The sequence below is a fragment of the Vibrio sp. 10N.247.311.14 genome (genome assembly GCF_041467715.1).
Lineage (GTDB): Bacteria > Pseudomonadota > Gammaproteobacteria > Enterobacterales > Vibrionaceae > Vibrio > Vibrio crassostreae_C.
In genome coordinates this window covers 1-23,992 of sequence record NZ_JBFSVE010000034.1, presented here as the reverse complement: position 1 = coordinate 23,992, position 23,992 = coordinate 1, and the positions used below count along the sequence as shown (strand labels likewise).

Annotated in this window: 22 protein-coding genes; 6 read left to right on the top strand and 16 right to left on the bottom strand. The window is 43.2% G+C overall.

Features of this window, described 5'->3' with window-relative positions:
• Positions 1–158: 158 nt before the first annotated feature.
• On the top strand, positions 159–1,070 hold the full coding sequence (locus AB6F11_RS13595; RefSeq protein WP_102393596.1) for a LysR substrate-binding domain-containing protein: 912 nt from the start codon (positions 159–161) through the stop codon (positions 1,068–1,070).
• A gap of 139 nt (positions 1,071–1,209) precedes the next feature.
• Here AB6F11_RS13595 and AB6F11_RS13590 read toward each other — a convergent pair whose 3' ends face one another.
• Together AB6F11_RS13590 and AB6F11_RS13585 are read right to left on the bottom strand one after the other, a co-directional pair.
• Positions 1,210–1,410, bottom strand: coding sequence for a DUF4250 domain-containing protein (locus tag AB6F11_RS13590; RefSeq protein ID WP_004736508.1), 201 nt, complete (start codon positions 1,408–1,410; stop codon positions 1,210–1,212).
• A 132-nt stretch (positions 1,411–1,542) separates the two neighbouring features.
• Positions 1,543–2,223, bottom strand: a complete 681-nt coding sequence (locus AB6F11_RS13585) for a hypothetical protein (RefSeq protein ID WP_017062029.1) — start codon at positions 2,221–2,223, stop codon at positions 1,543–1,545.
• Positions 2,224–2,553: 330 nt separating this feature from the next.
• Here AB6F11_RS13585 and AB6F11_RS13580 point away from each other — a divergent pair, with 330 nt between their 5' ends.
• Complete coding sequence (locus AB6F11_RS13580) at positions 2,554–4,851, top strand: YgiQ family radical SAM protein (RefSeq protein ID WP_017067347.1); 2,298 nt, start codon at positions 2,554–2,556, stop codon at positions 4,849–4,851.
• An 85-nt stretch (positions 4,852–4,936) separates the two neighbouring features.
• Here the strand turns inward: AB6F11_RS13580 and AB6F11_RS13575 are convergent, their stop codons facing one another.
• From AB6F11_RS13575 to AB6F11_RS13565, 3 genes are read right to left on the bottom strand one after another with little or no spacing between them, the layout of a single operon-like run.
• On the bottom strand, positions 4,937–5,401 hold the full coding sequence (locus tag AB6F11_RS13575) for a GtrA family protein (RefSeq protein ID WP_017062031.1): 465 nt from the start codon (positions 5,399–5,401) through the stop codon (positions 4,937–4,939).
• Positions 5,388–6,875, bottom strand: a complete 1,488-nt coding sequence (locus tag AB6F11_RS13570; RefSeq protein WP_102393599.1) for a glycosyltransferase family 39 protein — start codon at positions 6,873–6,875, stop codon at positions 5,388–5,390. The genes AB6F11_RS13575 and AB6F11_RS13570 overlap by 14 nt, the downstream gene beginning before the upstream one ends.
• Before the next feature lie 8 nt (positions 6,876–6,883).
• The gene (locus tag AB6F11_RS13565; RefSeq protein WP_048659621.1) at positions 6,884–7,903 is read right to left on the bottom strand and encodes a glycosyltransferase family 2 protein; all 1,020 of its coding nucleotides are present in this window, start codon (positions 7,901–7,903) and stop codon (positions 6,884–6,886) included.
• Between the two features lie 125 nt (positions 7,904–8,028).
• Here AB6F11_RS13565 and AB6F11_RS13560 point away from each other — a divergent pair, with 125 nt between their 5' ends.
• From AB6F11_RS13560 to AB6F11_RS13545, 4 genes are all read left to right on the top strand, one after another.
• Positions 8,029–8,706 (top strand): response regulator transcription factor, encoded by a 678-nt coding sequence (locus AB6F11_RS13560; RefSeq protein WP_017062034.1) that lies wholly within the window; start codon positions 8,029–8,031, stop codon positions 8,704–8,706.
• Positions 8,703–10,001: a HAMP domain-containing sensor histidine kinase gene (locus AB6F11_RS13555; RefSeq protein WP_102398637.1), complete on the top strand. Its 1,299-nt coding sequence runs from the start codon at positions 8,703–8,705 to the stop codon at positions 9,999–10,001. The genes AB6F11_RS13560 and AB6F11_RS13555 overlap by 4 nt, the downstream gene beginning before the upstream one ends.
• Positions 10,002–10,093: 92 nt before the next feature.
• The gene (locus AB6F11_RS13550) at positions 10,094–11,029 is read left to right on the top strand and encodes a pyridoxal-phosphate dependent enzyme (RefSeq protein ID WP_102398638.1); all 936 of its coding nucleotides are present in this window, start codon (positions 10,094–10,096) and stop codon (positions 11,027–11,029) included.
• Positions 11,030–11,251: 222 nt separating this feature from the next.
• Positions 11,252–11,989, top strand: coding sequence for a dienelactone hydrolase family protein (locus tag AB6F11_RS13545; RefSeq protein WP_102398639.1), 738 nt, complete (start codon positions 11,252–11,254; stop codon positions 11,987–11,989).
• Between the two features lie 75 nt (positions 11,990–12,064).
• Here the strand turns inward: AB6F11_RS13545 and AB6F11_RS13540 are convergent, their stop codons facing one another.
• The 11 genes from AB6F11_RS13540 to AB6F11_RS13490 form a co-directional block, all read right to left on the bottom strand.
• Positions 12,065–13,318, bottom strand: coding sequence for a D-amino acid dehydrogenase (locus AB6F11_RS13540; protein ID WP_102398640.1), 1,254 nt, complete (start codon positions 13,316–13,318; stop codon positions 12,065–12,067).
• A 129-nt stretch (positions 13,319–13,447) separates the two neighbouring features.
• Positions 13,448–14,380: a LysR family transcriptional regulator gene (locus AB6F11_RS13535; RefSeq protein WP_102393594.1), complete on the bottom strand. Its 933-nt coding sequence runs from the start codon at positions 14,378–14,380 to the stop codon at positions 13,448–13,450.
• 244 nt (positions 14,381–14,624) lie between these two features.
• Positions 14,625–15,602 carry a bifunctional oligoribonuclease/PAP phosphatase NrnA gene (locus AB6F11_RS13530; RefSeq protein ID WP_102398641.1) on the bottom strand — a complete coding sequence of 326 codons (978 nt, stop codon included), beginning with the start codon at positions 15,600–15,602 and terminating at the stop codon, positions 14,625–14,627.
• A 58-nt stretch (positions 15,603–15,660) separates the two neighbouring features.
• Entirely contained in the window at positions 15,661–16,470 is an 810-nt protein-coding gene (locus AB6F11_RS13525; RefSeq protein ID WP_081229861.1) for an ETEC_3214 domain-containing protein, read from the bottom strand.
• Positions 16,470–16,640, bottom strand: coding sequence for a hypothetical protein (locus AB6F11_RS13520; protein ID WP_170962371.1), 171 nt, complete (start codon positions 16,638–16,640; stop codon positions 16,470–16,472). The genes AB6F11_RS13525 and AB6F11_RS13520 overlap by 1 nt, the downstream gene beginning before the upstream one ends.
• 66 nt (positions 16,641–16,706) lie before the next feature.
• Positions 16,707–18,200: a transglycosylase SLT domain-containing protein gene (locus AB6F11_RS13515; protein WP_102393593.1), complete on the bottom strand. Its 1,494-nt coding sequence runs from the start codon at positions 18,198–18,200 to the stop codon at positions 16,707–16,709.
• Between the two features lie 79 nt (positions 18,201–18,279).
• On the bottom strand, positions 18,280–18,891 hold the full coding sequence (locus AB6F11_RS13510; protein WP_081229859.1) for an LPP20 family lipoprotein: 612 nt from the start codon (positions 18,889–18,891) through the stop codon (positions 18,280–18,282).
• 226 nt (positions 18,892–19,117) lie between these two features.
• On the bottom strand, positions 19,118–20,518 hold the full coding sequence (locus AB6F11_RS13505) for a hypothetical protein (protein WP_081229858.1): 1,401 nt from the start codon (positions 20,516–20,518) through the stop codon (positions 19,118–19,120).
• Entirely contained in the window at positions 20,500–21,678 is a 1,179-nt protein-coding gene (locus AB6F11_RS13500) for a hypothetical protein (RefSeq protein ID WP_081229857.1), read from the bottom strand. The genes AB6F11_RS13505 and AB6F11_RS13500 overlap by 19 nt, the downstream gene beginning before the upstream one ends.
• Positions 21,678–22,394: a hypothetical protein gene (locus tag AB6F11_RS13495; RefSeq protein ID WP_102398642.1), complete on the bottom strand. Its 717-nt coding sequence runs from the start codon at positions 22,392–22,394 to the stop codon at positions 21,678–21,680. Before AB6F11_RS13495 ends, AB6F11_RS13500 begins: the two co-directional genes overlap by 1 nt.
• Before the next feature lie 11 nt (positions 22,395–22,405).
• Positions 22,406–23,350 (bottom strand): hypothetical protein, encoded by a 945-nt coding sequence (locus AB6F11_RS13490; protein WP_102398643.1) that lies wholly within the window; start codon positions 23,348–23,350, stop codon positions 22,406–22,408.
• Between the last annotated feature and the right edge of the window lie 642 nt (positions 23,351–23,992).

Below are 23,992 nucleotides of genomic sequence, written 5' to 3'. Positions count from 1 at the left end.
CAAATATTCATCTTGTTTATTAAAAATATTCATCTTGAATAATCTAAAGCTGAAAAATTAAATCCATCTGGACATCTAGACGTTTACAAATGAAAGAAAACCCCGTAGGGTGATTATTAAGAAATATTGAATTGGCTTAGGGAATATGAGGAAAACTCATGATAGAGCTTAAACACCTTCGAACATTGACTACCTTAAGAGACAGCGGCTCGCTAACAGCGACGGCAACTTCTCTTCACTTGACTCAGTCGGCGCTTTCTCACCAACTGAAAGACCTTGAGGCGCGTATCGGTGGTCAGCTTTTCCTACGTAAAACTAGACCAGTTAAGTTCACCTCTGAAGGTGAGATTTTGCTTAGGCTTGCCGATGAGATACAGCCAAGAATAGCTAAAGCGGAGAACGAACTCGCGAGCCTGAAAGAGGATGTGAATGGTCGTTTGCACATGGCGATTGAATGTCACTCATGCTTCCAATGGTTAATGCCTGCTTTGAAGGAATATCAAGTGGCTTGGCCAAGCGTAACGCTAGATTTCTCGTCAGGCTTTGGGTTTGAGCCGCTACCCGCGCTAATGGCAGGCGAGCTAGATTTGGTGATCACCTCTGATATACAGCCTCGCTCTGAGGTTCATTACGAGCCGCTTTTCGATTTTGAGATGCGTCTTATCACCGCGATCAACTCGCCTTTGGCCGATAAAGCGAGCATTGATCCGCAAGATCTTAGCGATCTCACCATGCTCTCCTATCCTGTTCAAAAACAACGTTTAGACGTCGTGAAACACTTTTTGCAACCAGCAGGTGTAGAACCTAAGAAGTGGAAACAAGCAGACAACACCTTAATGTTGGTGCAAATGGTATCGGCAGGATTAGGTGTCGCGGCATTACCAAATTGGGCGATCAGTGAGTTCTCAAGACAAGGTTTGATAGCCAGCAAACCGTTAGGTAAAGGGCTTTCAAGAAGACTGTTTGCCGCAGTAAGAAACTCAGAAAAAGACAAACGTTACCTACAGGCTTTCTTTAGCACAGCAAGACAGCAGAGTAAGAGTCACTTAGATGGTATTGAGGTCGTTTAAGAGGTTCATTATTGAGCTAGCTTAAGCCTGTATTAAATCGGAAAGGCAAACGCCAGAAACAAAAAAAGTCACAGATAATCTGTGACTTTTTAGTTTCAGTATCGATGATTTTCGATATCTGTTGATTCGCGAAAATAGACTATCTTGGATAAGACTTAAACTGGTTAGTCAATGGGTCGTATTGATAGCCAAGCATATCGAGCTTGCCCACGACACTTTCTATATCCATTTCATACATACTGATCAGCTCTTCAAAGCTATCGCACTCTAGGCGAAGTTTCTCATTCACGATTCCCAGCAAGATAATGCTATCGAAACCTTTGACGTTGCTTAAATCCATCTCGTACTCCTTACGAACACACCGACTAAAATTAAGTTTAGAACGCTTACCAAGGCCATGCTAAAAAACTGATCACACTTCTTAAAGAGAATGCGTGATTAATGAGCGCACGTAATTAATGAAAGTGCGCGATTAAAGTGCCCACACTGGCGTTAAACCAACAGCAGCCGCTAATAACATCAGCAATGAAACCGTCAGTTGCAGCTTTTCAGGGGTTTTAACGAACAGTAGATGCCAACACCACACCACGATAGCTGAGATTAGCAAAGCAAAGCTGAACAGTAGCGTTGAAATCACTGGTTCTAGTTGAGCTTCAGACAAAGAATAGACACTCACGACTGTTGCCAAAACCACCAACATGCCCGTCAAAACACCAACAACAGGCAGAACACGGTGAAATGCCTGTAAGCGTGTTCTTGCAATCGTCAGCAGTAAATGGCCAAACGCTGAGCCTAACAGTGCCACTAGCAATACAGTAGTGATGATACCAACGGTAGTTGCTTGTTCCGTCGCTTGGATAGCAACGTAAGACAATGCCAAACCACAAGCTAAGTACATCACCCAAATAGGGCCAGAATCGCGTGTCTTCTTAGTTTGAACTTGAGAATAGAAATAAAAGATCGCAAACACGACCAGAAAGGCTTCAATTTTTACTGAGGCAACGGCAAGCCACAGCACGCCAATCGCAGGTAACATCTTGTGGATACGACCACGCTGCCCCGGACAAATATCCCCTTTCACCAAGATGAGGGTTAAGATCAGTTGGGCTCCTAAAAGCATCGGAGCAAATTGTACTAATAACGTTTCGACCATTGTGGATCTACTTCTTCAGACTTATTTTCGCGAATAATATCAAAAACTGCTGCGAACACTAATCAAAATCACAAATTAGCGACGTTATTCAAGGCTTCAACTATGCTGTTGTATGGTTCTTTTGTCGCCATTTACCGTAAAAAGACGAAAGACACCAGAACTAACAGGGGCATGTTCTACTGGCTAGTCTAGGCTCATGCCGCTATAATTCCCGCCTCAAAAATCAGAGGTTGAAATATGTACAGCGATATCACTCCTATTCACGAACACAAAAAATACTGGGCCGAGTGCTACGGAACTGCACCCTTTTTGCCTACCAGTAGAAAGGAGATGGATGCTCTTGGATGGGATAGCTGTGACATTATTATTGTAACTGGTGACGCTTATGTCGATCACCCGAGCTTTGGTATGGCTATCATCGGCCGTCTGCTTGAAGCTCAAGGTTTCCGCGTGGGCATTATTGCTCAACCAAAGTGGGACAATAAAGATGCCTTCATGAAGCTAGGTAAACCTAACCTATTCTTCGGCATCACAGCGGGTAACATGGACTCCATGATCAACCGCTACACCTCTGATCGCAAATTACGTCACGATGATGCTTATACTCCGAACAATGAAGGTGGCAAGCGTCCTGATCGTGCAACTCTGGTTTATTCTCAACGTTGTCGTGAAGCTTACAAAGGCACGCCAATCGTGCTTGGTGGTATTGAAGCGAGCTTACGTCGTGTAGCTCACTACGACTACTGGTCAGATAAAGTTCGCCGCTCTGTATTGTTTGATGCAAAAGCTGACATTCTTCTTTTTGGTAACGCTGAGCGTGCACTGGTTGAAGTAGCACACCGCATTGCCGATGGTGAAGACATGTCTACGCTGACCAATATCCGCGGTACTGCTATCAATCTTCCTGCGGCCCCTGAAGGCTTCAAGATCATTGACTCTTCTCGTATCGAAAAGCCGAACAAAGCGTATGTTCCGGTTAACCCGTACGAAGTTGAAACTCAGTGTGATACCAAGAAAGACGAAAAAGAAGAAGTAAAAGCGCAACCTATTACTATTCGCCCTTCTCGTCACGATGCAAAAACTACAGCGGTTCGTATCCCAGGTTACGAAAAGCTAAACAATGACCGTATTCTTTACGCTCACGCTAGTCGTATTCTGCACCTTGAGACAAACCCGTACTCAGGTCGTGCTCTGATTCAACGTCACGGTGATCGCGAGCTTTGGATTAACCAAGCGCCTATTCCATTGACCACAGAAGAGATGGACTACGTGTTTGGCCTTGCGTACAAGCGTGTTCCGCACCCGATGTACGGCAAAGCGAAAATCCCAGCATACGACATGATCAAAACCTCGGTTAACATCATGCGTGGTTGTTTTGGTGGTTGTTCTTTCTGTTCAATCACAGAGCACGAAGGTCGCATCATTCAGAACCGTTCGAAAGAATCTATCTTGGATGAGATCGAAGACATTAAAGATAAAGTACCGGGCTTCACAGGTACTATTTCTGACTTGGGCGGCCCAACGGCGAACATGTACCGTTTAGGTTGTTCAGATCCAAAAGCTGAAATTAACTGTCGTCGTCCATCATGTGTGTTCCCGAAAATCTGTGAAAAGCTAAACACAGACCATCAACACACTATCGACCTGTACCGCTCTGCGAGAAAAGTACCGGGTGTTAAGAAGATCATGATCGCTTCTGGTGTACGTTACGACTTAGCGATTGAATCTCCAGAATACGTTCGTGAGCTTGTGACTCACCACGTTGGTGGTTACTTGAAGATTGCTCCAGAGCATACTGAAAAAGGCCCACTGGATCTGATGATGAAGCCGGGCATGGGCACTTACGATCGTTTCAAAGAGATGTTCGAGAAGTACAGCGCTGAAGCCGGTAAGAAACAGTACTTAATTCCTTACTTTATCTCTGCTCACCCGGGCACAGAAGATGAAGACATGCTTAACCTTGCAATGTGGCTGAAAAAGCACAACTACGAGTGTGACCAAGTACAGAACTTCTACCCATCGCCAATGTGTAATGCAACGTCGATGTACTACTCAGAGACTAACCCTCTGAAACGCGTGAAATATAAGAAGCGTGAAGATGTTCCTGTACCGAAAGGTGATCGTCAACGTCGTCTGCATAAAGCACTGCTTCGTTACCACGATCCTGAAAACTGGAAAATCATCCGTGAAGCACTGATCAGCATGGGTAAACAGCACCTAATTGGTGACAAAGCAAACTGCCTAGTACCAGCAGAAGACTTTGATGCACAAACACCGGCACAACGTCGTAAGTCTGGTCGTCACGGTTCACAACGCTTTGCGACTAAGCACAGTAAATCTCAGCCAGGTCTTGGTGGCGAAAGCCCACGTAACCACTCTGGTAAGAAACCGGGTGGCAAGAAGCCGAATGGTAACGGCAACGGTAGCCAAGGTAATGCTAACCAAGGTGGCGGTAATGGCAATGCTCGTAAACCAGCGACTGGCTTCATTAAGAAAGGTCCTGGTGGTCAGCAATCACAAGGTAATGGCGGCGGAAATGGCAAACCAAACCGTAACAAAGCGGGCAATGGTCAAGGTGGCAAACCTGCAAGTAACGGCAAGAACCGCCAGCGCGCAGCACAACGCTAATATCGCGAACCGATTGACTTCGCTATCGTAAAAACACAAAGCGCAGCTATTTAGCTGCGCTTTTTTGTGTCTGTTACAAGATAGCCTAACGAGCAAACACCCAATACTGACTAAGCAAATAGTTACTGACCATGCCCACCAAGATGCCAACCGCCATTGCGATAAACACTGCCCCAGTAAATGCAGGCAGCAATTCAGTCATCAACTTAAAGCACAGCAAATTAGGTATCGCCGATATTGATGCAGAGAACATGAACTTTTGCCATTGAATCAGCTTTTCGGACCAATTCCCCTGCCCTTTGAATTCAAAGGTCAACACTCGATTTCCAAACCAGGTTGTCGTTGCTGCAACGATGAAAGAGCCAATTCGAGCACTCATTAACGGCAGCCCAATAACGTAATGCAGCAACGCAAACACGGCACAATCGACAACAAAGCCACCCGACCCCACCATAGCGAATTTAATCATCTTATGATGAGGTTGTAGTTTTTGGTTTAGCACGTCGAACTTGTGGCTAAACAGTCTCGATGACGAGTTAAAATTGAACATCGCCATCACTTCGAATATGGCTCAACGATAGATTTGGTTTGATGTTTTGGCTATGACAACTAAATAGAGCGCGCTTGATCTTCACCGTCGGCTCTAAAATACAGGTCAACGCATTGTCTTTAATCTTGGTTTCCACTTCCGCTCTTTTACCAATCAGATAGAACTTGTCGATACCATCTAACTGCTTAACATCAAGTAGCTTTTTCGCTTGTCCATGACTGTAAAATTGCCCAGAGAACGGTCGTTTACCGATGTAAAAGCTCGGCGCTTCATCCGTGATCTGCTCGAAGATAATACGGTCACTTTTCTCGTTCGCTTTGCCTAGGTTGAGGTAGACCATCGCAATCATTAGCAACACAGGTAACACTAAAGCCACACTCGAGAACCACTTCTTATCTTTTTCTACCACAAGCATTGCCACCAGCAAACCAAGCGCCGGAATACCCGGTAGGACGTAAGCTGGAAGAATATTACCCGCCATAGTGAAAAGAATTAGAGGAGAGACCAACCAACACACAAGGAATGAAAATAACCCATTATGTTCAGCGTTAACTTCTGCGATTTTCTTACGACGAGCAAAAGTCAAAATAGGCAACACAATCGACCACGGCGCAGCTGCTTGAATCCAGAAAACCCAAATCATTCCTCTTGTTTCATCATGGGCTGAACCATAAAGATCCCCTTCCCAACCACTCACAACAAAACGCTTAAAGTGTTCGCCAACAATAAAGTAGTCGATGAAGCCCGGCGTTGCCTTTTCAGCCATGATGTACCAAGGTAGAGCAATCGCTAACATCACACCTAAACCAGACAACAATGGGAAACGTTGCCAAAGCGCTTTGAAAGCACCAAAGAAGCCGTGTTGTAATACCAACCAAGGGAAAACTGCGATACCCATGATGACAATCGCTACCGGCCCTTTTGCCAGCAAGCCTAATGCTAAACCAATGAAACCAACATAACCCCAAGACCGATTAGTCTTCGCACTCCCTTCACCCTTCCCCGCTTCTCCTCCTAGCCAACATAGGTAGAAACCCAGCATGGCAATAGTCATCGCTAAGGTTAACGCGATGTCTGTCATCACAGCACCTGCCGCAATAGAGAAAATACCACATGTCGCCAACACTACCGCGGCAACCAACGCACTTTGCCCTGTTCGTTTCGCCATGTAAGCGGTCAACAAAATCGTTGCTACACCCGCTAACCAATGTGGTGCGCGAACGGCAAACTCACTCAGGCCGAACAACTCAATACCGGCAGCGCTCATCCATGTAAACAACGGTGGCTTACCCCAGAAAGGAATACCGTAATCAAACTGAGGCGTTAACCAATTCCCAGTTTCCACCATCAGACGTGCCATTTCGCCATAGCGCGCTTCTGTGGTATCCATTAATGGATAGGTTGCCAAAGATAAAAGCCTTAAAACCAATGCAAAAGCCAACAAGTACCATAGGTGCGTTCGGTTCAGGTTCAGGTTCAGGCTCATGCTGACTCCTCTAATTTAAAATGTGTTTTTAATGCCGGTGTATCGACCACCGATTGGATCAGATACAAAGGACGATTCTTGGTTTCAATGAAAATACGACCTATGTACTCTCCCATTAAACCAATACACAACAGTTGGATACCGCCAAGAGCAAGCTGTACGACCATCATTGACGGATAGCCCGTGATGGGCTCACCAAACATCATGGTTTTGAACACGATGAAGACGCCATACACGAAAGCAGTAAGTGCCACTAAGCCACCAACGGCCGTCGCAATACGCAGTGGGCGGATAGAGAATGAAGTGATGCCATCCATCGCCAAGCCAACCAGCTTCAAGTAGTTCCACTTGGTCTCACCACAAAAGCGCGCGTCGCGCTTAAACTGAATCGTTGCTTGCCTAAAACCCGGCCATGAGAAAATACCTTTCATGTAGCGATTACGTTCAGGAAGTTGATTGATATGGTCGACGACTTCACGGCTCAACAGTCTGAAATCACCGACATTTTCAGGAACATCGATTTTCGCAGCCACATTCATGACTTTGTAAAAGCTCGCCGCTGAAAACTTCTTAAACCACGTTTCACCATCACGCTGGCTGCGCTGCATATTCACAACGTCATAGCCTTCGCGCCACTTGGCAACCATTTGTGGGATCAGCTCCGGCGGATCTTGCAGGTCTGCGTCTAACAAGATCACCGCTTGTCCTCGGCAATGCTCAAGACCAGCACTCATGGCTGACTCTTTACCAAAGTTACGGCTTAAACCAATCACAGAAATTGAGCTATTGATTGAAGTGAATGAACTCACCAAGTCCAAGCTGTTGTCTTTGCTGCCATCGTCGACATAAACAATCTCACTGGTGATCGGTAAGCTATCAAGCACCTTGGTAAGGCGAGAGTGGAACTCTTCCAATACCTCTTGTTCATCGTAAAAAGGCACAATGATAGACAAAGAGACCGCAGGATTGATCTGCGATGTAGATATCTTAGGGCGGCTAATATGAAGTTCAGACATAATACGTTCTTCTATTTTTTAATCTGAAGCCAATCTACCCTCCCATAAGTGAAAGTTATGTTATTGACATATTTTTCACGCTCACTCAGGATAATGTTACTGTCTATTTCTGTATGAGAATCAAAATGAAACGAGTTCTATTAGTCGAAGATAACCGTGAAATTGCAGGTGTCTTGTTTGATTATTTTGAGTGTATTGGCATGGAACTCGATTACGCAGACAACGGTGAACTTGGCCTACAACTCGCGTTGGAAAACTCATTTGATATCATCATATTGGATCTAATGTTACCGAGAATGGACGGCCTAACGGTTTGTAATAAACTGCGAGACCAAGGTAACGCGACACCTATTTTGATGCTGACCGCCTTAGATAGCCGAGAAGATATGCTGAAAGGCTTTGAACACGGTGCCGATGATTACCTCACCAAGCCATTTGATTTGGATATTCTAGAAGCAAGAATGAACGCGTTAGTCCGTCGTTACCGCGGAAAAGTCGCCTCTTCAAAACTTCAGTTCGATGAACTCACCATCGACCAAAAAACCCGTAAAGCTTACCGCCAAGATAAACTACTAGCGCTCAACCCAACCACTTACACCATACTTGAGATGCTGTGCCAAAGCGCACCTGAAGTAGTCACTCGTGAAGCTATTTCCTACAAGTTATGGGAAGAAAACGAGCCCAACAATGATGTGTTGCGCAGTCACATTTATCAGTTACGTAATCAACTCGACAAGCCTTTCGACACTCAGATGTTAATTACGGTGCCTAAAGTTGGCTTCCGATTGGAGCCATCGAATTGATTTCAAATGTTCTTACAAGCACAAAAACCCTAACGGGCCGCTTAGCGGTTTTCTTTGGGTTAATGGCCGTAATTGTGTCGGCATTTGTCTATGTGGTATTTATCACAGCCCTGTACTTGTCGGAAGACCGCGTGGGTGAAAGACGCATCCTAATTGACCGCAACTATGCAGTCGGGTTATTCCAGTCAGGTGAAAGTGGAGAGCTTCGTATTGATGACCTGACTATCGCTTACAACGATCTTTCCTATCTACCGAAAAAGTATTTAAAGTATATTGAAGGCAAAGAAAATTTCATTGGTGAGGTCGGTGAAGAGCCAGACTCACGCATGGTGTATGTCGGTGAATATTCTGATGAGGGAGAAACCCACCCGATCATCCTACTCTCTGAGATAGACCGCGTTGAATTTGATATTTACGAATTGGTGTACGCGACCACCTTTGTACTGACCCTACTATCTATTCTGATTTTTAGCTTTGGAGCGCTGCTCTATCGATTATCTAAGCGTCTAATTGAGCCTTTCAACTCCCTATCTGAACAACTCGAATCCAATAAGCTCAATCTAAACGAAGAGTTTGGTGTCAGTGATGATGCGGCGGTTGAATTTCGTCAATTGACCGATCAACTCAATCAATATCGTCGAGAAATCAACTCACTAATCAAGCGAGAACAAGCCTTTGCTCGCTACTCAAGTCATGAACTAAGAACACCGCTGACTGTTGCTCGCGGAGCAAATAAACTACTCCTTCGCAGCGAAACAACTGAATTTCAATCTCGTCAGGTTGAACGTATTGATGAAGCCATTGTTCAAATGTCAGAAATGGTCGATGCCCTGCTTGGTCTGGTTCGCTATGAAAGAAACAGTGACGATGCACCATTGCGTTTATTCAGCCAGCAAGAGCTAGAGACGATTGTTTCTAAAAACTCGTTACAGGCTGACGAGAAGGAAGTCGAGATAACCTTGCAAGTTCAATCCGAACCCACCATTCAAGCCACCAGCGCGATCATGAACATGTTGGTCGGAAACTTGTTGAGAAACGCAATTGCAGCAACCAATAGCGGTACAGTAACTATCACCCTCTCCCAAGGCAGTCTTGTTATTGAAGACCAAGGCGAAGGCCTACAGGAACAATACAACCCGAATGGTCACGGGCTAGGATTGTTGATTGTCGATGACTTGTGTCAGCGTTTTGATTGGGACTTTGAATTGTTCAATCGCAGCTGTGGTGGATGCACCGCCAAGATCACCTTTCAAGCCGATTCATCTGCGTCAATATCGAACGAAAATTTGATTTAGTTGGTTTACAGCCGCCTCTGGCTACTAGATACTCGTCCGTCCTATTTGATTTAAAAATGCTGGCTCTTTAGTCAGCATTTTGTTTAAGTGCGATGAAACTAAATAATAGCCCTGTAACTCAGCATCAATTTAACGAGCACACCTTTTTCTTAAAGCGTGACGATCAGCTTCACTCCCATTTTTGCGGCAACAAAGCCCGCAAGTTCATGAAGCTGCTGGAAGACGAACACCCAGAGACCACAACCTTGATCAGCTATGGTTCTGCGCAGGCTAACTCTCTGTTCTCACTCGCGGCACTGGCAAAGATCAAAGGTTGGACTCTTGAGTTCTACGTCGATCATCTTCCTCAGTGGTTACTAGAACGCCCAATCGGCAATTACCGTGGTGCAATTGACCTTGGCGCTAAGGTGATTTCAGTCAAAGATACAGGCTCTGAACTTCATCCACAGACGTATATTGAGCAAGTCAGACAGCCTGACTCCCACTGCATTGTATTACCAGAAGGTGGACGCTCTCAGCTTGCTGAATACGGCGTGAAACAACTAGCCATGGAAATACTGAGCTGGACTCGCTTCGAAAACCAACACGATTTTGTGGTCGCACTACCAGCGGGCACAGGCAGCACAGCTCTGTATCTGCATAAGCATTTAAAGCTGCACAACATCCCAGTGTTAACCTGTGCTTGTGTCGGTGGCAGCGACTATTTAACGCAGCAATTTAATGAACTAGGTGAAACCGATCATCCACAGATCTTATCACTCGAAACCAAACACCACTTTGGAAAATTGTACCAACAGGATTATCAAACTTGGTTGGATCTACAAGAACAGACTGATATTGAATTCGACCTGCTCTATGATCCATTGATGTGGCAATGCCTAGAGCAATGGCAAGAAGAGAACCCAACCAAAACCGTCATCTATATCCATCAAGGCGGCATCTTAGGTAATGAATCGATGTTGCCGCGCTATCAACGTAAGTACCCAGAACTTCGAAGTAGCCACACCGCTGATAACGCTACTTGGTAGTAATCCGTTCTTTTCTACTCTAATACCCCGCGTTTCTGCGAACTGAGAATTTCTCAGCGCATCATGAACAGCCATCGCGCTCCCTATCGATGGCTGTTTGTCAGCAATTGCCACCTGTTATCCCTGCCTTACATTTCAAGTTAGAGGCAGAAATCTGGCGAGAATCATCGCGTTATCTATACTTTCGATTGGAACGTCAATTGTCATCGAAAGGAATTACGCATGCGAAAACTCACTACGCTCGGCCTGTTTTCAGTTTTACTGCCCTTCTCTGCGATATCAGGAGAAAACGTCACTTACCAAGTCGATGGGATGGATTACGAAGGTTATTGGAGTGAAGCCAGTGATCAAGCACCTTTGGTACTGCTAATACACGATTGGGATGGCTTAACCGATTACGAAAAGAAACGTTCTGAGATGCTCAACGAGCTAGGTTACAACGTGTTCGCCATCGACCTATTTGGTAAAGGCATTCGCCCGACCGAAGTGAAAGATAAAAAGCAACACACAGGCGAGTTGTATAAAGACCGAGAAAAAATGCGTGCGCTACTCAGCGCGGGAGCAATGGAGGCGAAAAGGCTTGGTGGTAACTTAGATAACAACGTGATGATGGGTTACTGTTTTGGTGGCGCAGCCGTTTTAGAAGCCGCTCGTGCGGGTATCCCATCGAAAGCTTATGTCACCTTCCATGGCGGTTTATCAACACCGAAAGGACAAGACTACTCCCAGACAAAAGCTCCTGTTGTCGTGTTCCATGGCACAGCTGACGCCATGATCTCAATGGAAGATTTTGGCAGCCTCGCCGCTCAACTTGAAACAACCAAAGTTCCGCATGAAATGATCACCTACAGTGGTGCACCGCATGCCTTTACTGTATTCGGCTCAAACAACTATCAACAAGAAGCTGACCAAAAATCCTGGGATAGATTTACTCATGTGCTAGAAACTACCACCAGATAATCTTCTCCCTCAGAACCCACAACCCCATTCGAAAACTTAAGAATGGGGTTGTTTAATTATCACTGCATCATCTAGCTACAAATAGCGGTGGATACTTAAGTCATCAGTTTTAATATCACTAGCTGAGCCACTGACCACGCTTGCCAAGATCTTCCCTGAGCCACATGCCATCGTCCAGCCTAATGTTCCATGGCCCGTATTGGTAAATAGGTTCTTGATAGGCGTCTTGCCGATAATAGGCGTACCATCTGGTGTCATTGGTCTTAACCCAGTCCAATATTCAGCCTTAGAAAAGTCCCCCGCTTGTGGGAAAAGATCTTTTATCACCATATCAATCGTGGCTTTACGTTTTTCTGGGATTAGGTAGTCAAAACCAGCGAGTTCTGCCGTACCCGCGATACGAATACGGTCATCAAATCGCGTCATCGCCACCTTGTAGGTTTCATCCATAACCGTCGAGGTTGGTGACTTATCTGTATTCACGATCGGTAGTGTTAACGAATACCCTTTCACTGGATAAACCGGGATAGACAAGTCGACTTGTTTCAACAGTTCTCGAGAATAGCTTCCTGAAGCAACCACGTAAGCATCCGCTTTGAACTCGCCTTGAGTCGTTGTAACACTCTCAATGGTTTGATTCTGATGATTGAGCTTAACCACTTCGGTATCAAACACGAACCTAACACCGAGTTGCTTGGCTTTCTCAGTCAAGGTTAAACAGAATTGATGGCAATCACCGGTTTCATCGTGTGGTAAATACAGGCCGCCCACCAGCTTATCTTTCACGTCTGCTAAACCTGATTCCACTGACAGACACTGTTCAACATCAAACAACGAGTGTTCGATTCCACTCTCTGTTAATAGCTTCATATCCTGCTGAATAGCGTCCAATTGCTTTTCGCTTCGAAACACTTGTAGCGTCCCTTTCTGCCTACCTTCGTAAGCCAGTTGTTCACTGGTTCTTAGATGAGTCAGGCAATCTCGACTGTAGTTAGCGACTCGCAACATGCGCGATTTGTTCTGTGCGTATTTGGCTTCATTGCAGTTGGTGAGCATCTTAGTCGCCCAAGACACCAATTCTGGAGAAAGTGAAGGCTTAACTTTTAAAGGGGCATGCTCTTGGGTAAGCCATTTCATCGCTTTTAAAGGGATACCGGGTGCGGCCCATGGTGATGAGTAACCGTAAGAGATTTGGCCAGCATTCGCAAAACTGGTTTCCTTACCGCTGCTATCTTGACGGTCGAAAACCGTCACCGAGTGGCCCTCTTTCGCCAAATACCATGCGCTGGTTAACCCAATAACACCACTGCCAATAACGATAACTTCCATTACATCCGCCTTTTATGTCACGCAACATTCTTGTAACTTTCGGACACTTTATTGGGCAGGCATTGACTTAACAATATAGTTGACGTTGATAAAAAGTCATCACTGTATAACTAAAGGAAATACGCGGGATTACAAAACGATAGCGTGAGCATCGCTACGCAAAAAAGACGTGTTCTCCATTAAGAAATCAAGGAAGGTTTCAGCTTGAACACTCAATTCTCTGCCTTTCAAAGATTGTACCTTAACGGTCGCTTTAGATAACACCTCAATCTCCGTTGGCACGACTTCTATACGGCCCGATTCTATCTCTTCGAGAACCGTCAGCTTAGGCATAAAAGTAACGCCAAGCCCCGCAACAACAAAGTTAGTCAGCGCAGTCACCGAGTTGGTTTGCAATTTAGGTTGGAGATTAAAATGCGACATTTGCTCGGCGTGTTTCACTAATCGTCCCATGCCAGTCGAAGTATCGATCAAAGCCAGCGACACATCTTTAATTTCTTGCAGCGTCACAGGTGTCTCTTTCATTGTTAGAAAGTGCCCTTTCGGAGCAATAAGTTCCAATGGGTGACTGCGTTCCACATGCGTTCGTAGCTTTGGATGCGGTGCTGCTGCGTAAGTGATGGCGAAATCGATCTGCTGATCTTCAAGCATCTTAACCGCATCAAGAGCACCGGCTATTTCTATCGACAAGTTGATGTCTGGATAACGGGTCATAAAGGTCTGCATCGGCTTAGACACTAAGTTTGTGATAAACCCTTCACCTATCGCAATACTGACGCTACCACCGGTCAGATTTTTAAGCTTGGTCAATTGAGTTAATACTGTCGCCTCACCTCTTATAATGGTGCGATAGTGATTCAACAACTCGTTTCCCGCTTCCGTTAAATAAGACTGGCGGTTATTGCGCTCCCACACCTTCATCTCAACCTGATCTTCAAGTTGAGACAACATACGACTCACTGCAGCCGGATCAACATTCAGCATCTTCGAGGCTTTACGTAACGAACCGTATTTCGACAAAGCATTAAGGTATTCCAGCGCGCGGATATTAAAGTGGTGCATTCAACTTCCTTGTGATTCCAGTGACACTCAGAACAAGCGTCTCATAAATTCAGTATTAACCTATATTCGAATTTGACGAGATAGGGCTTGCGCTCATCAACTTGTGCACCGAGTCACCTCAAGACTATGGTTGGTTGGCTATTTAGGTGTTTTATTTGCTCCTAATAAGAGAAAGGCGACAACTTTCGTTATCGCCTTTGAGTTGTTACTTCTTGTAGAGCAACAATCATTTTCACTGATGGGCTTAGGCATCAAGTAAAAGGTTCGGTCGAATCAAGTCATAAACACAAGCAAGTTCACTGCTGAATTCAAACTGTTTGTTGATAATGCCGCCAGCCATATGAGGGTGCCCGCCGCCAAAACCAATCCCTTTTTCATTAAGGGCCCTTCTAACTATCTTCGCGACATTGTTTTTTGAACACTCTGAACGGAGAGAGATAAAGGTCTTCTCTCTATTTCTAGCAGTGAGAACAACAATATCGAGCTCATCAACACTCAGCAAGAAATCACCTAACACGCCAAGCATATTTTTAGGGCAACCTTCAGGAAGCACAGCAAATACTGCGTTTTTTTCACGACGTAAGCTATCGAGCATGGAATAGAAAAGTTTTAATTCATGGAACTCTACTTGATTACGACAAATTTTGTTAACCATATCATTATTGGCCTTCGCTTGAAGATACAACAATGCTTTTAGATCTGCTGTTCCTACCCCTCGGGTAAAGTTTGCGGTATCAAAACTCAGACCAACCAATAGTGCTGTCGCAATATTTTGGGGCATCTGCAGAGAAAAATAACGATAATACTCAACCATTATGGTTGCTGTTGAACCATAGTTTGAACGTATATCGGAATACCATACAAAATCAGGTGCTTTCACTTGATGGTGGTCGATCACTCCGACCTCAAGCCCCGGAAAATCGATGACATTTTTCTCACCAATACAGCCATCAACAACAATAATCCTGTCATCCGGTTGTGATTTTAAATCTCTTGGTTGATGGATTGGGATCTCTAGCCAATCGATTAAGTTCCTGAGTGACACTCGATCTATATAACCATGAAACGTAATGTATGGGCGCAACCCTTTGCTTTTTAATAAGTATGCTAAAGCGTATGCGGAAGAAATCGCATCATGGTCAGGGAAGTCATGAGCTTGAATAATGATTCTGTCATCACCCTTAAGCCGTTCTAGAAAGCTTTCGAACTTTAAATTTGCCATAATCCCACTGCTAATAAAGTTCTAGCTTGATCATAAGCTAGAACTGATGTGTTAATGGTTAACTCTTATGAATTAAACGATATTCGGTGTTAGACAAAATAGCTTCTTCTAAAGCCCCCACACCTAACGTACTGTAACCATAGAAATTAGGTTTCGCATTCAAACGTAAAGACTGTACGCTCTTTACGATATGCTCATCCATAGTCAGCGAGTCAACAACTTCAGAAAGCAATTTCCGGTTGTTTTTTATCATAGGTGCAATGAACTCACTAGCACCGCTGATTGAAGAATATAAGTAGCCAAATTCACCGCCATTATTTTCTTCAATGTAATAATTGCCGGTTCTAGAGAAGGACGCTCGAATTTCATTGACACTTTCAATGGCGTTAAAAGGTTGATTAAAAAACTCCGAACCACCTGCATGTTCTAATGTTTCAGGAGCGAATCCTTCATCCGGAAATACAAGATAAGCGACAATGGCATTATCTCGGGCAATCGATGAGAGTATAAAGTTATCGTCTTTGTAGTATTTGATAACGTCATCGCCACTTGAACGCTTAATATAAACGGGGGCACCGAATGTCTGATCTAATATTTCAGCTGATGAGCGGATATACACTTTTTCAAGCTTTTTGTGTGACGGAATATCCGTCATTTGTGAAAGACCAAAATCAACCATCTTTTCGATCGCATCAAAACTATCGTTAAAACCGCCCAAGGCAATTGAGACTACTGACAATAAACCAATAGTGCGCGCTAAGTTTCCTTTACTTTGAGCTTCTAACAACGATTCTTGGTTATCTTGAAGCTCTTTTAATTCGTCTTTAATTTCGTTTTGAACGTCATTGTTCTTATCTTCAGGCATCATTAACCTTTAATCTCTTGAATTTTATCGATCAATACATCTTTGCCGTCTTCAGCTCGTTCTTGTACTCGTTCAAAAGTATCTGTATCCATTATATTTTTAATTTCATCGCTGTAATTAAGACCTAGGTAAATACCAATAACGATGAAAAATAAAGCAAAAATCTTAAACATTGTTACTCTCAACAAACTCTAAAAAGGGATCAAAGCACACGCATTTCCATGTGCTTGCTACAAGTCTTATTTATATAGTGCGATACGGCTGTTCACTTTCTTCAAATAATTTTTTGTTTCATCGTATGGCAACTTAGCAATCAATTGATTGTAGACTTCTTCAGGAGTCATCTTATTGATCAATTTAGATGCTTTACCAATGCTAGTTGAACGGTCTTTATTAAACGCACGAGCAACGTTTCCTGCACCAGTGTTATAAGCCGCAATCATGCAATACAAACGACTTTGCTCATTCTCGATCTTACGTAAATATTTACTATTCAAGATATCTAAGTAAGCCGTACCAGTTTCAACGTTGATGACGGGTTGATATAGATCTGAAGCTTTCATTGGCGCATCTATATTTCGAACTTGTTTGTTAACATCATGCCCCGCACTGGTTGGAACCACTTGCATCAACCCAAACGCAGGCACATGTGATTTGGCATCCGGACGGAAAGCCGATTCCGAGTGCATGATTGCCATGATCAACGCCGCATCAATTTCCCAGTTTTTACTCTCTTTCTCAGCTAAGGTGCTGTACTTGCTCGCACGTGCCTTAAGGCTGTTTTCAGGAAGCTTAACTTTATAGCTGATGACTTTTTTCGGTTTAACCGGAGCTGCTGCGACTTCAACAACAGGTTTAGGTTTTACGACTTCTGGTTGTGGCGTTTTTTCTACGACCTGTTCAACTACTTTCGACGGCTGCTTTTCTGTAGGCGTTGGCTCTAGCTTAGCGACCTCTTGTGGTCCTTCGACTTTTTCAACGGGTTTCACTACCTCAACGGCCGGCTCTGGTCGCTTCACTTCAATACCATGTTTTGCACGCATTTCATCATACAGTTTGGTTTGCGCAGCAATACGCTCCTGAGCTTTTGCCAGTAGTGCCATTTTCTTGTTATGAGCACGCTGATAAATGAAAGAGTCAGGAATGCCGGTATCAGACAAAATCAGTCGCTCAGCTTGCACGTCCAGCTCATTCATCTGGCTCTGTGTCTGCTGGATAACGAAGTTTTTCTCTTCTTGCTCCTTCTCCAAAGAATAAAGTACGGCGTGGTCTTCCGCCTTGAGCTTGGCTAGTTCAACATTTTGACCCGCAACCTCAACTGGGATGTTTTTTACCAGTGCTTCGATCTCTTCCGGAGTACTAGCTTCATCCACCAACACAGAGACTGTTGCCGTATTGGTTTCGTAATCGACAGCCGTTTTTACCTGATCGTCTTGAGAATAATCCACCTGTTTGGTTTGAGACGAAACTTCCCCCTCACCCCATGTCTTGATAAGGTAGCTTCGACGTTCATCAAGATTATTGGTGTATTCATCACGCCACGCTTCGTATTCGTCCAAGTAGGCATTAACGTAAGCATGAAATTCTTTAAGTTTTTCTTCTTGGGATTGACTTGTTTTTACAACTGCATTATTGAGTTGTTGCTTTTGGCTATCTGACACTGCGAGTGTTGGAAAGCTAACAGCTGCTGAAATTGCAATAGCCAGCCCGGTCTTGGTGATCGTTTTATACATGACTAACTCCGAGAGTGTATAGAAACAAAGGCCACTCTATAGGTGGCCTTTTTCACTTTAACTAATCGTCAAACAACGATTATTTTTTCAAAGAATCGAATACGGCAGCAAGATCTGCGGCGGCCTTTTCGTCGTTGAATTGATTCCAAAGAGCAGAATCTTCACCACCTACTTCGTCGATAATTTTATTCATATTTGCATCATAAGCTGCTTGGTCCATACCAACTAATACATAAAGACCACCAGCAGGGCTTGCTTGGCTTACCAATATTCGGCTATTTGTAAGTCTTTTACTCACTACCGATTTAGTAATGTTTTCAAAAGCCTCTTGAACATTCTCAGTGACTAGCGTTACGCCTTCCCCAGCAGATGTTGAGACAGCACCGTCGGTAGCAGATTGAAATAAATTACTCACATCTGCTTCAAAAGCCGAAGCAAGGTTTACACGAGCATCGCTCATCGCGATTTTACGCATGACGCTCATACCTGCCGCGCTTTTCTTCGCATAACCTGTTGCACCAATAGCTACATCTGTAGGAACCACATCACAGATCCACCCAGGGGCTTCTACAGTCGGCGCATCTGGAAAAGTGCATGACGCAAAATTTTGAGCTTGCTCTAGTGTATTGTTGTTGCTTTGGCAGCCAACTAGAGCTGTAACTAGTGACGTTGCAATAATTAGTTTTTTCATATATTAAAAGCTATCCATAACGTTTTTTGTGTATCATTTTCAATTAGTAAATCTGCAAATGATCATTTGATATTTGATGCGTCAATCTTACCTGTGATGCATTTCTCTACTCTTTGTGACATTTCTGAATTAATCACAACCCAGTAGAAATTATAAAAAATCAGTTAACCTGTTATGTTTAATAAACAATGTTTTTTAAACATAACAAGTCCCAACGGAGTAACTCTTAAAGCACTCTGATTTGGTATTCATTAAGTACATCAACTTTCGATCGGTAGTTTGGCTGATGGGTACGCAACATAGGTTCAATGTCTTGGACTAAATCGCTTGCATCGCTAAGCGACCTTAACTGAATAACAATATTGCTACCCTGTAGACTTGATTTAATATCAGAAACCCCATTTATATCACCAATCAAACGGTAAAGTTGCCCCTGTTTACCTGCGGCTTTCTGTGAAAAAATCAGTTCTCGAATAGGCCCACCGCGGCTTGCCATTATTTGCACCGACGATTGAAGTTCGCGCTTTAGGGCAATTTGATTGCCTTCAACAGCTAGGTGAACAGCTGCAAGTTCATTGAGCATGCCTACTTTGTTCGGTAGCGTCATTAAAGTCGGGTCATTGTGCCAACTACCATAACGGTTGCCAGCACGATCGATCACGGTTGCAGATAGATCAAGCTGAAGACCAGAGGACGTCACTTTTTTGGTTTCTTGAACATCAAGAATGACACTAGACTGCGCCGGGTTAGAAGCAAGATCAAAGCCCATCTCTGCGAGTGCATTTGAAAATGTATTTTTTACGGCTGGGAGATCTGCATCAACATAGATTGAAGGTTGGCCAAGGCTTTTTATCAAACTTGCAATTTTCGCTTCCATCTTCTGTCGTTCAACAAACACATCAAGCGTGACTGTCACAGAGCCGTTAGGCTTTTCCTGATAAGAAATTTCATTCCAACTGGAAATCACGCCCTGGGGTTCCATCGAAAGTGATTGCATTGCGATTTCTTGTAGGTCGAAATCATTGCGACTTTCTGTTCCCGACAGGGTATCGTAAGACTTTTGCATATAACCAGAATTGACCATAGCGCCAAGTACCTGACTAATAGCGCGTTTGAAGGCGTCTTGTTCCGCCGCTTGCCTTGCACTCAATGCCAATTTCTTACTTTCACGCCCTTCACCGACAACCACGACAGACATAACCGGAGTATCATCCCATTCGATACCGTCATCAGCGCTGTTAAAGCTAGTACTAAGCTTTGGCGCTAAGCGCACTGTTACACAAGTATCATCCCCTTGAATTTCAGGCGAGCTAAAATCGGCATTGATATCATTAGCATTAATATTTGCTATCAATAACTCTCTAACCTGTTGGTCAAATTGATCCTCAATTAACGCACTATCTTCAGCTGAAAAAGAAACTGGGACTTTACCTTGCAAAAACAACCGAAGATTATTTAAACCGTCAGCTTTAGCTGACTCAATGGCCACTGCCCCTCGACCATATGCACAACCTTGTTCAATAAGAGCCAACGTAGGCTGACTCTTATCTAATTCCAGTGCAGGAACGGACATACATACAAATAAGGTACTCATGGCAAAGCTTTTACTTAGCCTTTTGCCGCCCATGTACTACGCTCCTTCATGAATTCCATAGGAACCCCAACACTTACAGCGAAAATGCGACGTTGGCGATCAGGGCGATAAATCCCGTCTTCAGCAATGTCTTTCACTTCGTCGGCTATGCTGCTGTCTTTCCAACGAACAATTTTCCCTTGGGCACTTTGTTGGCTAGGGTTAACAGTAGCAACACCAATAGGTTCAACAAAACCCGCACTGTATTCGAATATAACCATGGTCTCATTAGGCAATACGCCTGCATTTTGGCCACGGTCTAACGAAATTCTGTCGCCTTTAATTCCATTAACCTGCGCAGTAGCTGGCATCTCTTTGAGCAAACGCGTTAACATAATATCGAAGCCGCGTGATGACATTTCATTAAGAACCGCATCAACATCTTTACCACTGGTGTAATTAAAACCACGATAATAATCGCCATTTGCAATCACGGTTGTGTAACTGTCTTTATCACGGACATCAAAGTTAGAAACACGGATTTTGCCGATGTTTGGGTAGCTCACTTTTTCACGCGTATATGGGTCAATCACACCTGTCGTCATTTCCATTGACGTCTGAAACAAAGACTGGGTTGAACCAAACAACATGTCAGCGGTTTTGAGTACATCGACTTTCATAATGTAATCGGTCGATAACTTGCCGCGACTGCCTGCTTTTTTAGCTACGTTTACCGCACCTTCATCTACCAGAATTTCTTCCATCGCAGTGTTAACAGCATCGGTATCGCGGGTCAAAATGCGGAAGCGGTTAACGCCCGCAAACTGGTTTTCTAAAGTATTTTCTAACGCTTTGGTTTGGAATTTACTGATGCTTGAATGCATGGAATTAAAAACATCAGCAGATTTTCCCTGAAGATTTTCATTCACATCCGTTTTCACATCACCAAAATACAAACGAATTGTTTTTTTTGCGAGTGGACAACGAGTGTCTTTTTCTTCTGCTTCATAGGTACAGAATTGAAGACCTTGGGTATTGAAGTAAGCAGGTACTTCAATATCTTCACTGCTAAATTCGTGTGCTGACTTGCCGATAATCAGCGATGAATTTCCCGCATTACTTTCGACTGAATACGTTTGACTACCTTGATTACTCTGGCAACCCATTAGCGCAATTGCAGCAGTAACTAAACCGGCAATTCGAGAAAATTTCATTATGATTTCACTTTGTCAGCAACAACTTTATCTAGGTTCTCAAGTTGTTCGATAGTGTTTTTATCCATTGAAATAAGTGAGTTGGCGTCTAATGCAAGTATCGAGCGAGCTTCCATCTCATGGTAAGCTTCAACAACGGGTACCGTTTCTTCTTCGCTTGCTTCACCTTCTTTCTCACTTGAAACAGCTGCAAAAAAGCTATCCATTGCGCCACCAACAGAATCATGCGCAAGTGCCGATGCATGTTGAGATGCAATGTAAGTTAGTTCAGCCGCTTGAACTGCGATATCTGCCGCCAATTTTAAGTTTTTCTGAAATATTTCGTCAGATGCTTTTTTGTAAGCTTCTACTTGAGGTGTAATCTTTTTATTATCAGATTTACCTTCATCGAATTCGTTCATTGCAACACGAAGTTCTTCATCAGATTTATCTGCGTTTACCGCAAGGAAACCAGCAACATCCCCATGTTTAGATGCAAGTGTACGGTAGTCATTGAACACTGAACATTGGCGCTCCTGTAGTGACACCATCACCTTTGATGCTTTATCAACGGCGAATGATACAGGTGTGAACTCTGTTCCTAGTTCTTTACAGTTCTGAGTAAGTTCCTTGCTTGTAGCTTCACGGTCTACTGTAGCTGATTCCATACCCGGAATTGATGAACAACCAGCCATAACTGATACTACTAAACCTGCAAGGATTGTTTTCTTAAGCATTTTCAAAGCCTTTAATTCAAGAGTGTATAAATTGAGTTTTCATTAAGTGTTGCTGTTATTTTTTTATGAGCGTCATCAAGTGCAAGCTCTTTACTAATCGGAGACTCTCCTATCTCTGATAAAATGTTCTGACTAACCACCACATTGGGATTTTTAGCTTCAAAGACTTGCAGTATTAGGTTTTGCTTGGCTTTGTAAGTGTTACTTTTTTTACCTTGTCTTACATTACCTTTGATATAAACAATGATGTCACCTTGCGAAGTCGTTGCTACATTTCTGGCTAGTATTGATTTTGTTTTCGAGGAATAAGTATCAGAAGCAGAACGGATAGAAATGCTGATATTTTTAAAACGATCTATCGTATTACGCTCGAGTATTAATTGTGGTCCATAGAATTTTTTCGCAACATCATGATCTAACGATGACAACACTAATAGTGATTCTTTATTACTCTTCAATAAGGTATGAGCTTTGTTAGTGAACACAGCACCTTTCCAGTCGCTTTCTTGGGAAGTTAAATATTGTTGAGCTAACTGGTGGTTCTTATCGATATCAATTGACAACTGTTCAACCCACACATCAACATTAACTCTAAATAGGTAGTTACACCCAGAAGCATCACATTGTGATGTTATTACTTCCATATTTGAAATGCTGATAGGTACCGACGTGATTTCAGATTTAGCACCGAAAACACTGTCTACTTTACCGCGAGTTCCAATCTCCTCTCCGTTTTTTGTTTCTATCGTAGATAGGGAAACTTGGGAATTAAACGTAGATGCCTTTACTGTACTGTTTACCCGAAAAGCTAGATTTTCTTTCGCATCGATCGTTGCTTCTGATTTGTTTTTACCAATACCTTCTACTTCCCAATAAGATTGAGCGAAAGCTGGATTCAACAAGCAAAAGAAGCAACAAGTGATTAACATTTTTAATGTAATATTATTTGTGTTCACGTGACGTCCACCAAAGTTTGTTGTCGCATGTTACAAAATTAGTTTTTTTCAATCAATAAGATATACATATGGTTGAAGTTAAGATATGTGCGTCATACTCATCATTTCAAGCAAAGAAAATGTGACATCAGTTCCAAGTGTCAACATTTCGACTCCTATATACCCCAATGCTTGAAGGGCTATTACTGATGGTGATTCTTGATTGAAAGTCAAAACCATGACACCGTCAATTTACGAAAAATATATAGGTTATATTGAGTTTTAATATTTATCATAATTGTGACCTAAGACCCGTTTTAAAGCCTTTCCATATTATTTAAATTATCTATAGGCAGAGAAAAAAATGGGTTTCGAATCTAATTTATTTAATCACCCCCATATATATTGCGTAATATTTAAACTCCAACGCTGACTTCTAACCTTGAACTTTTCCAGTCATCAAGAAAAATAAGTTCAATAATTATACAAAAAATAGAGATCCCTTTGACGAGTTAAACTAAAAAGACATTATATTGATGATGATATCAATATGAAAAAGCAGAATTTCTATACTAATAAAATAACAGGTTAATATTTAACCCTAGATAGGCTTTGTTTCCTAAATCAGGGAACTAATGCTTAAAGCTACGATCAGATCATCTA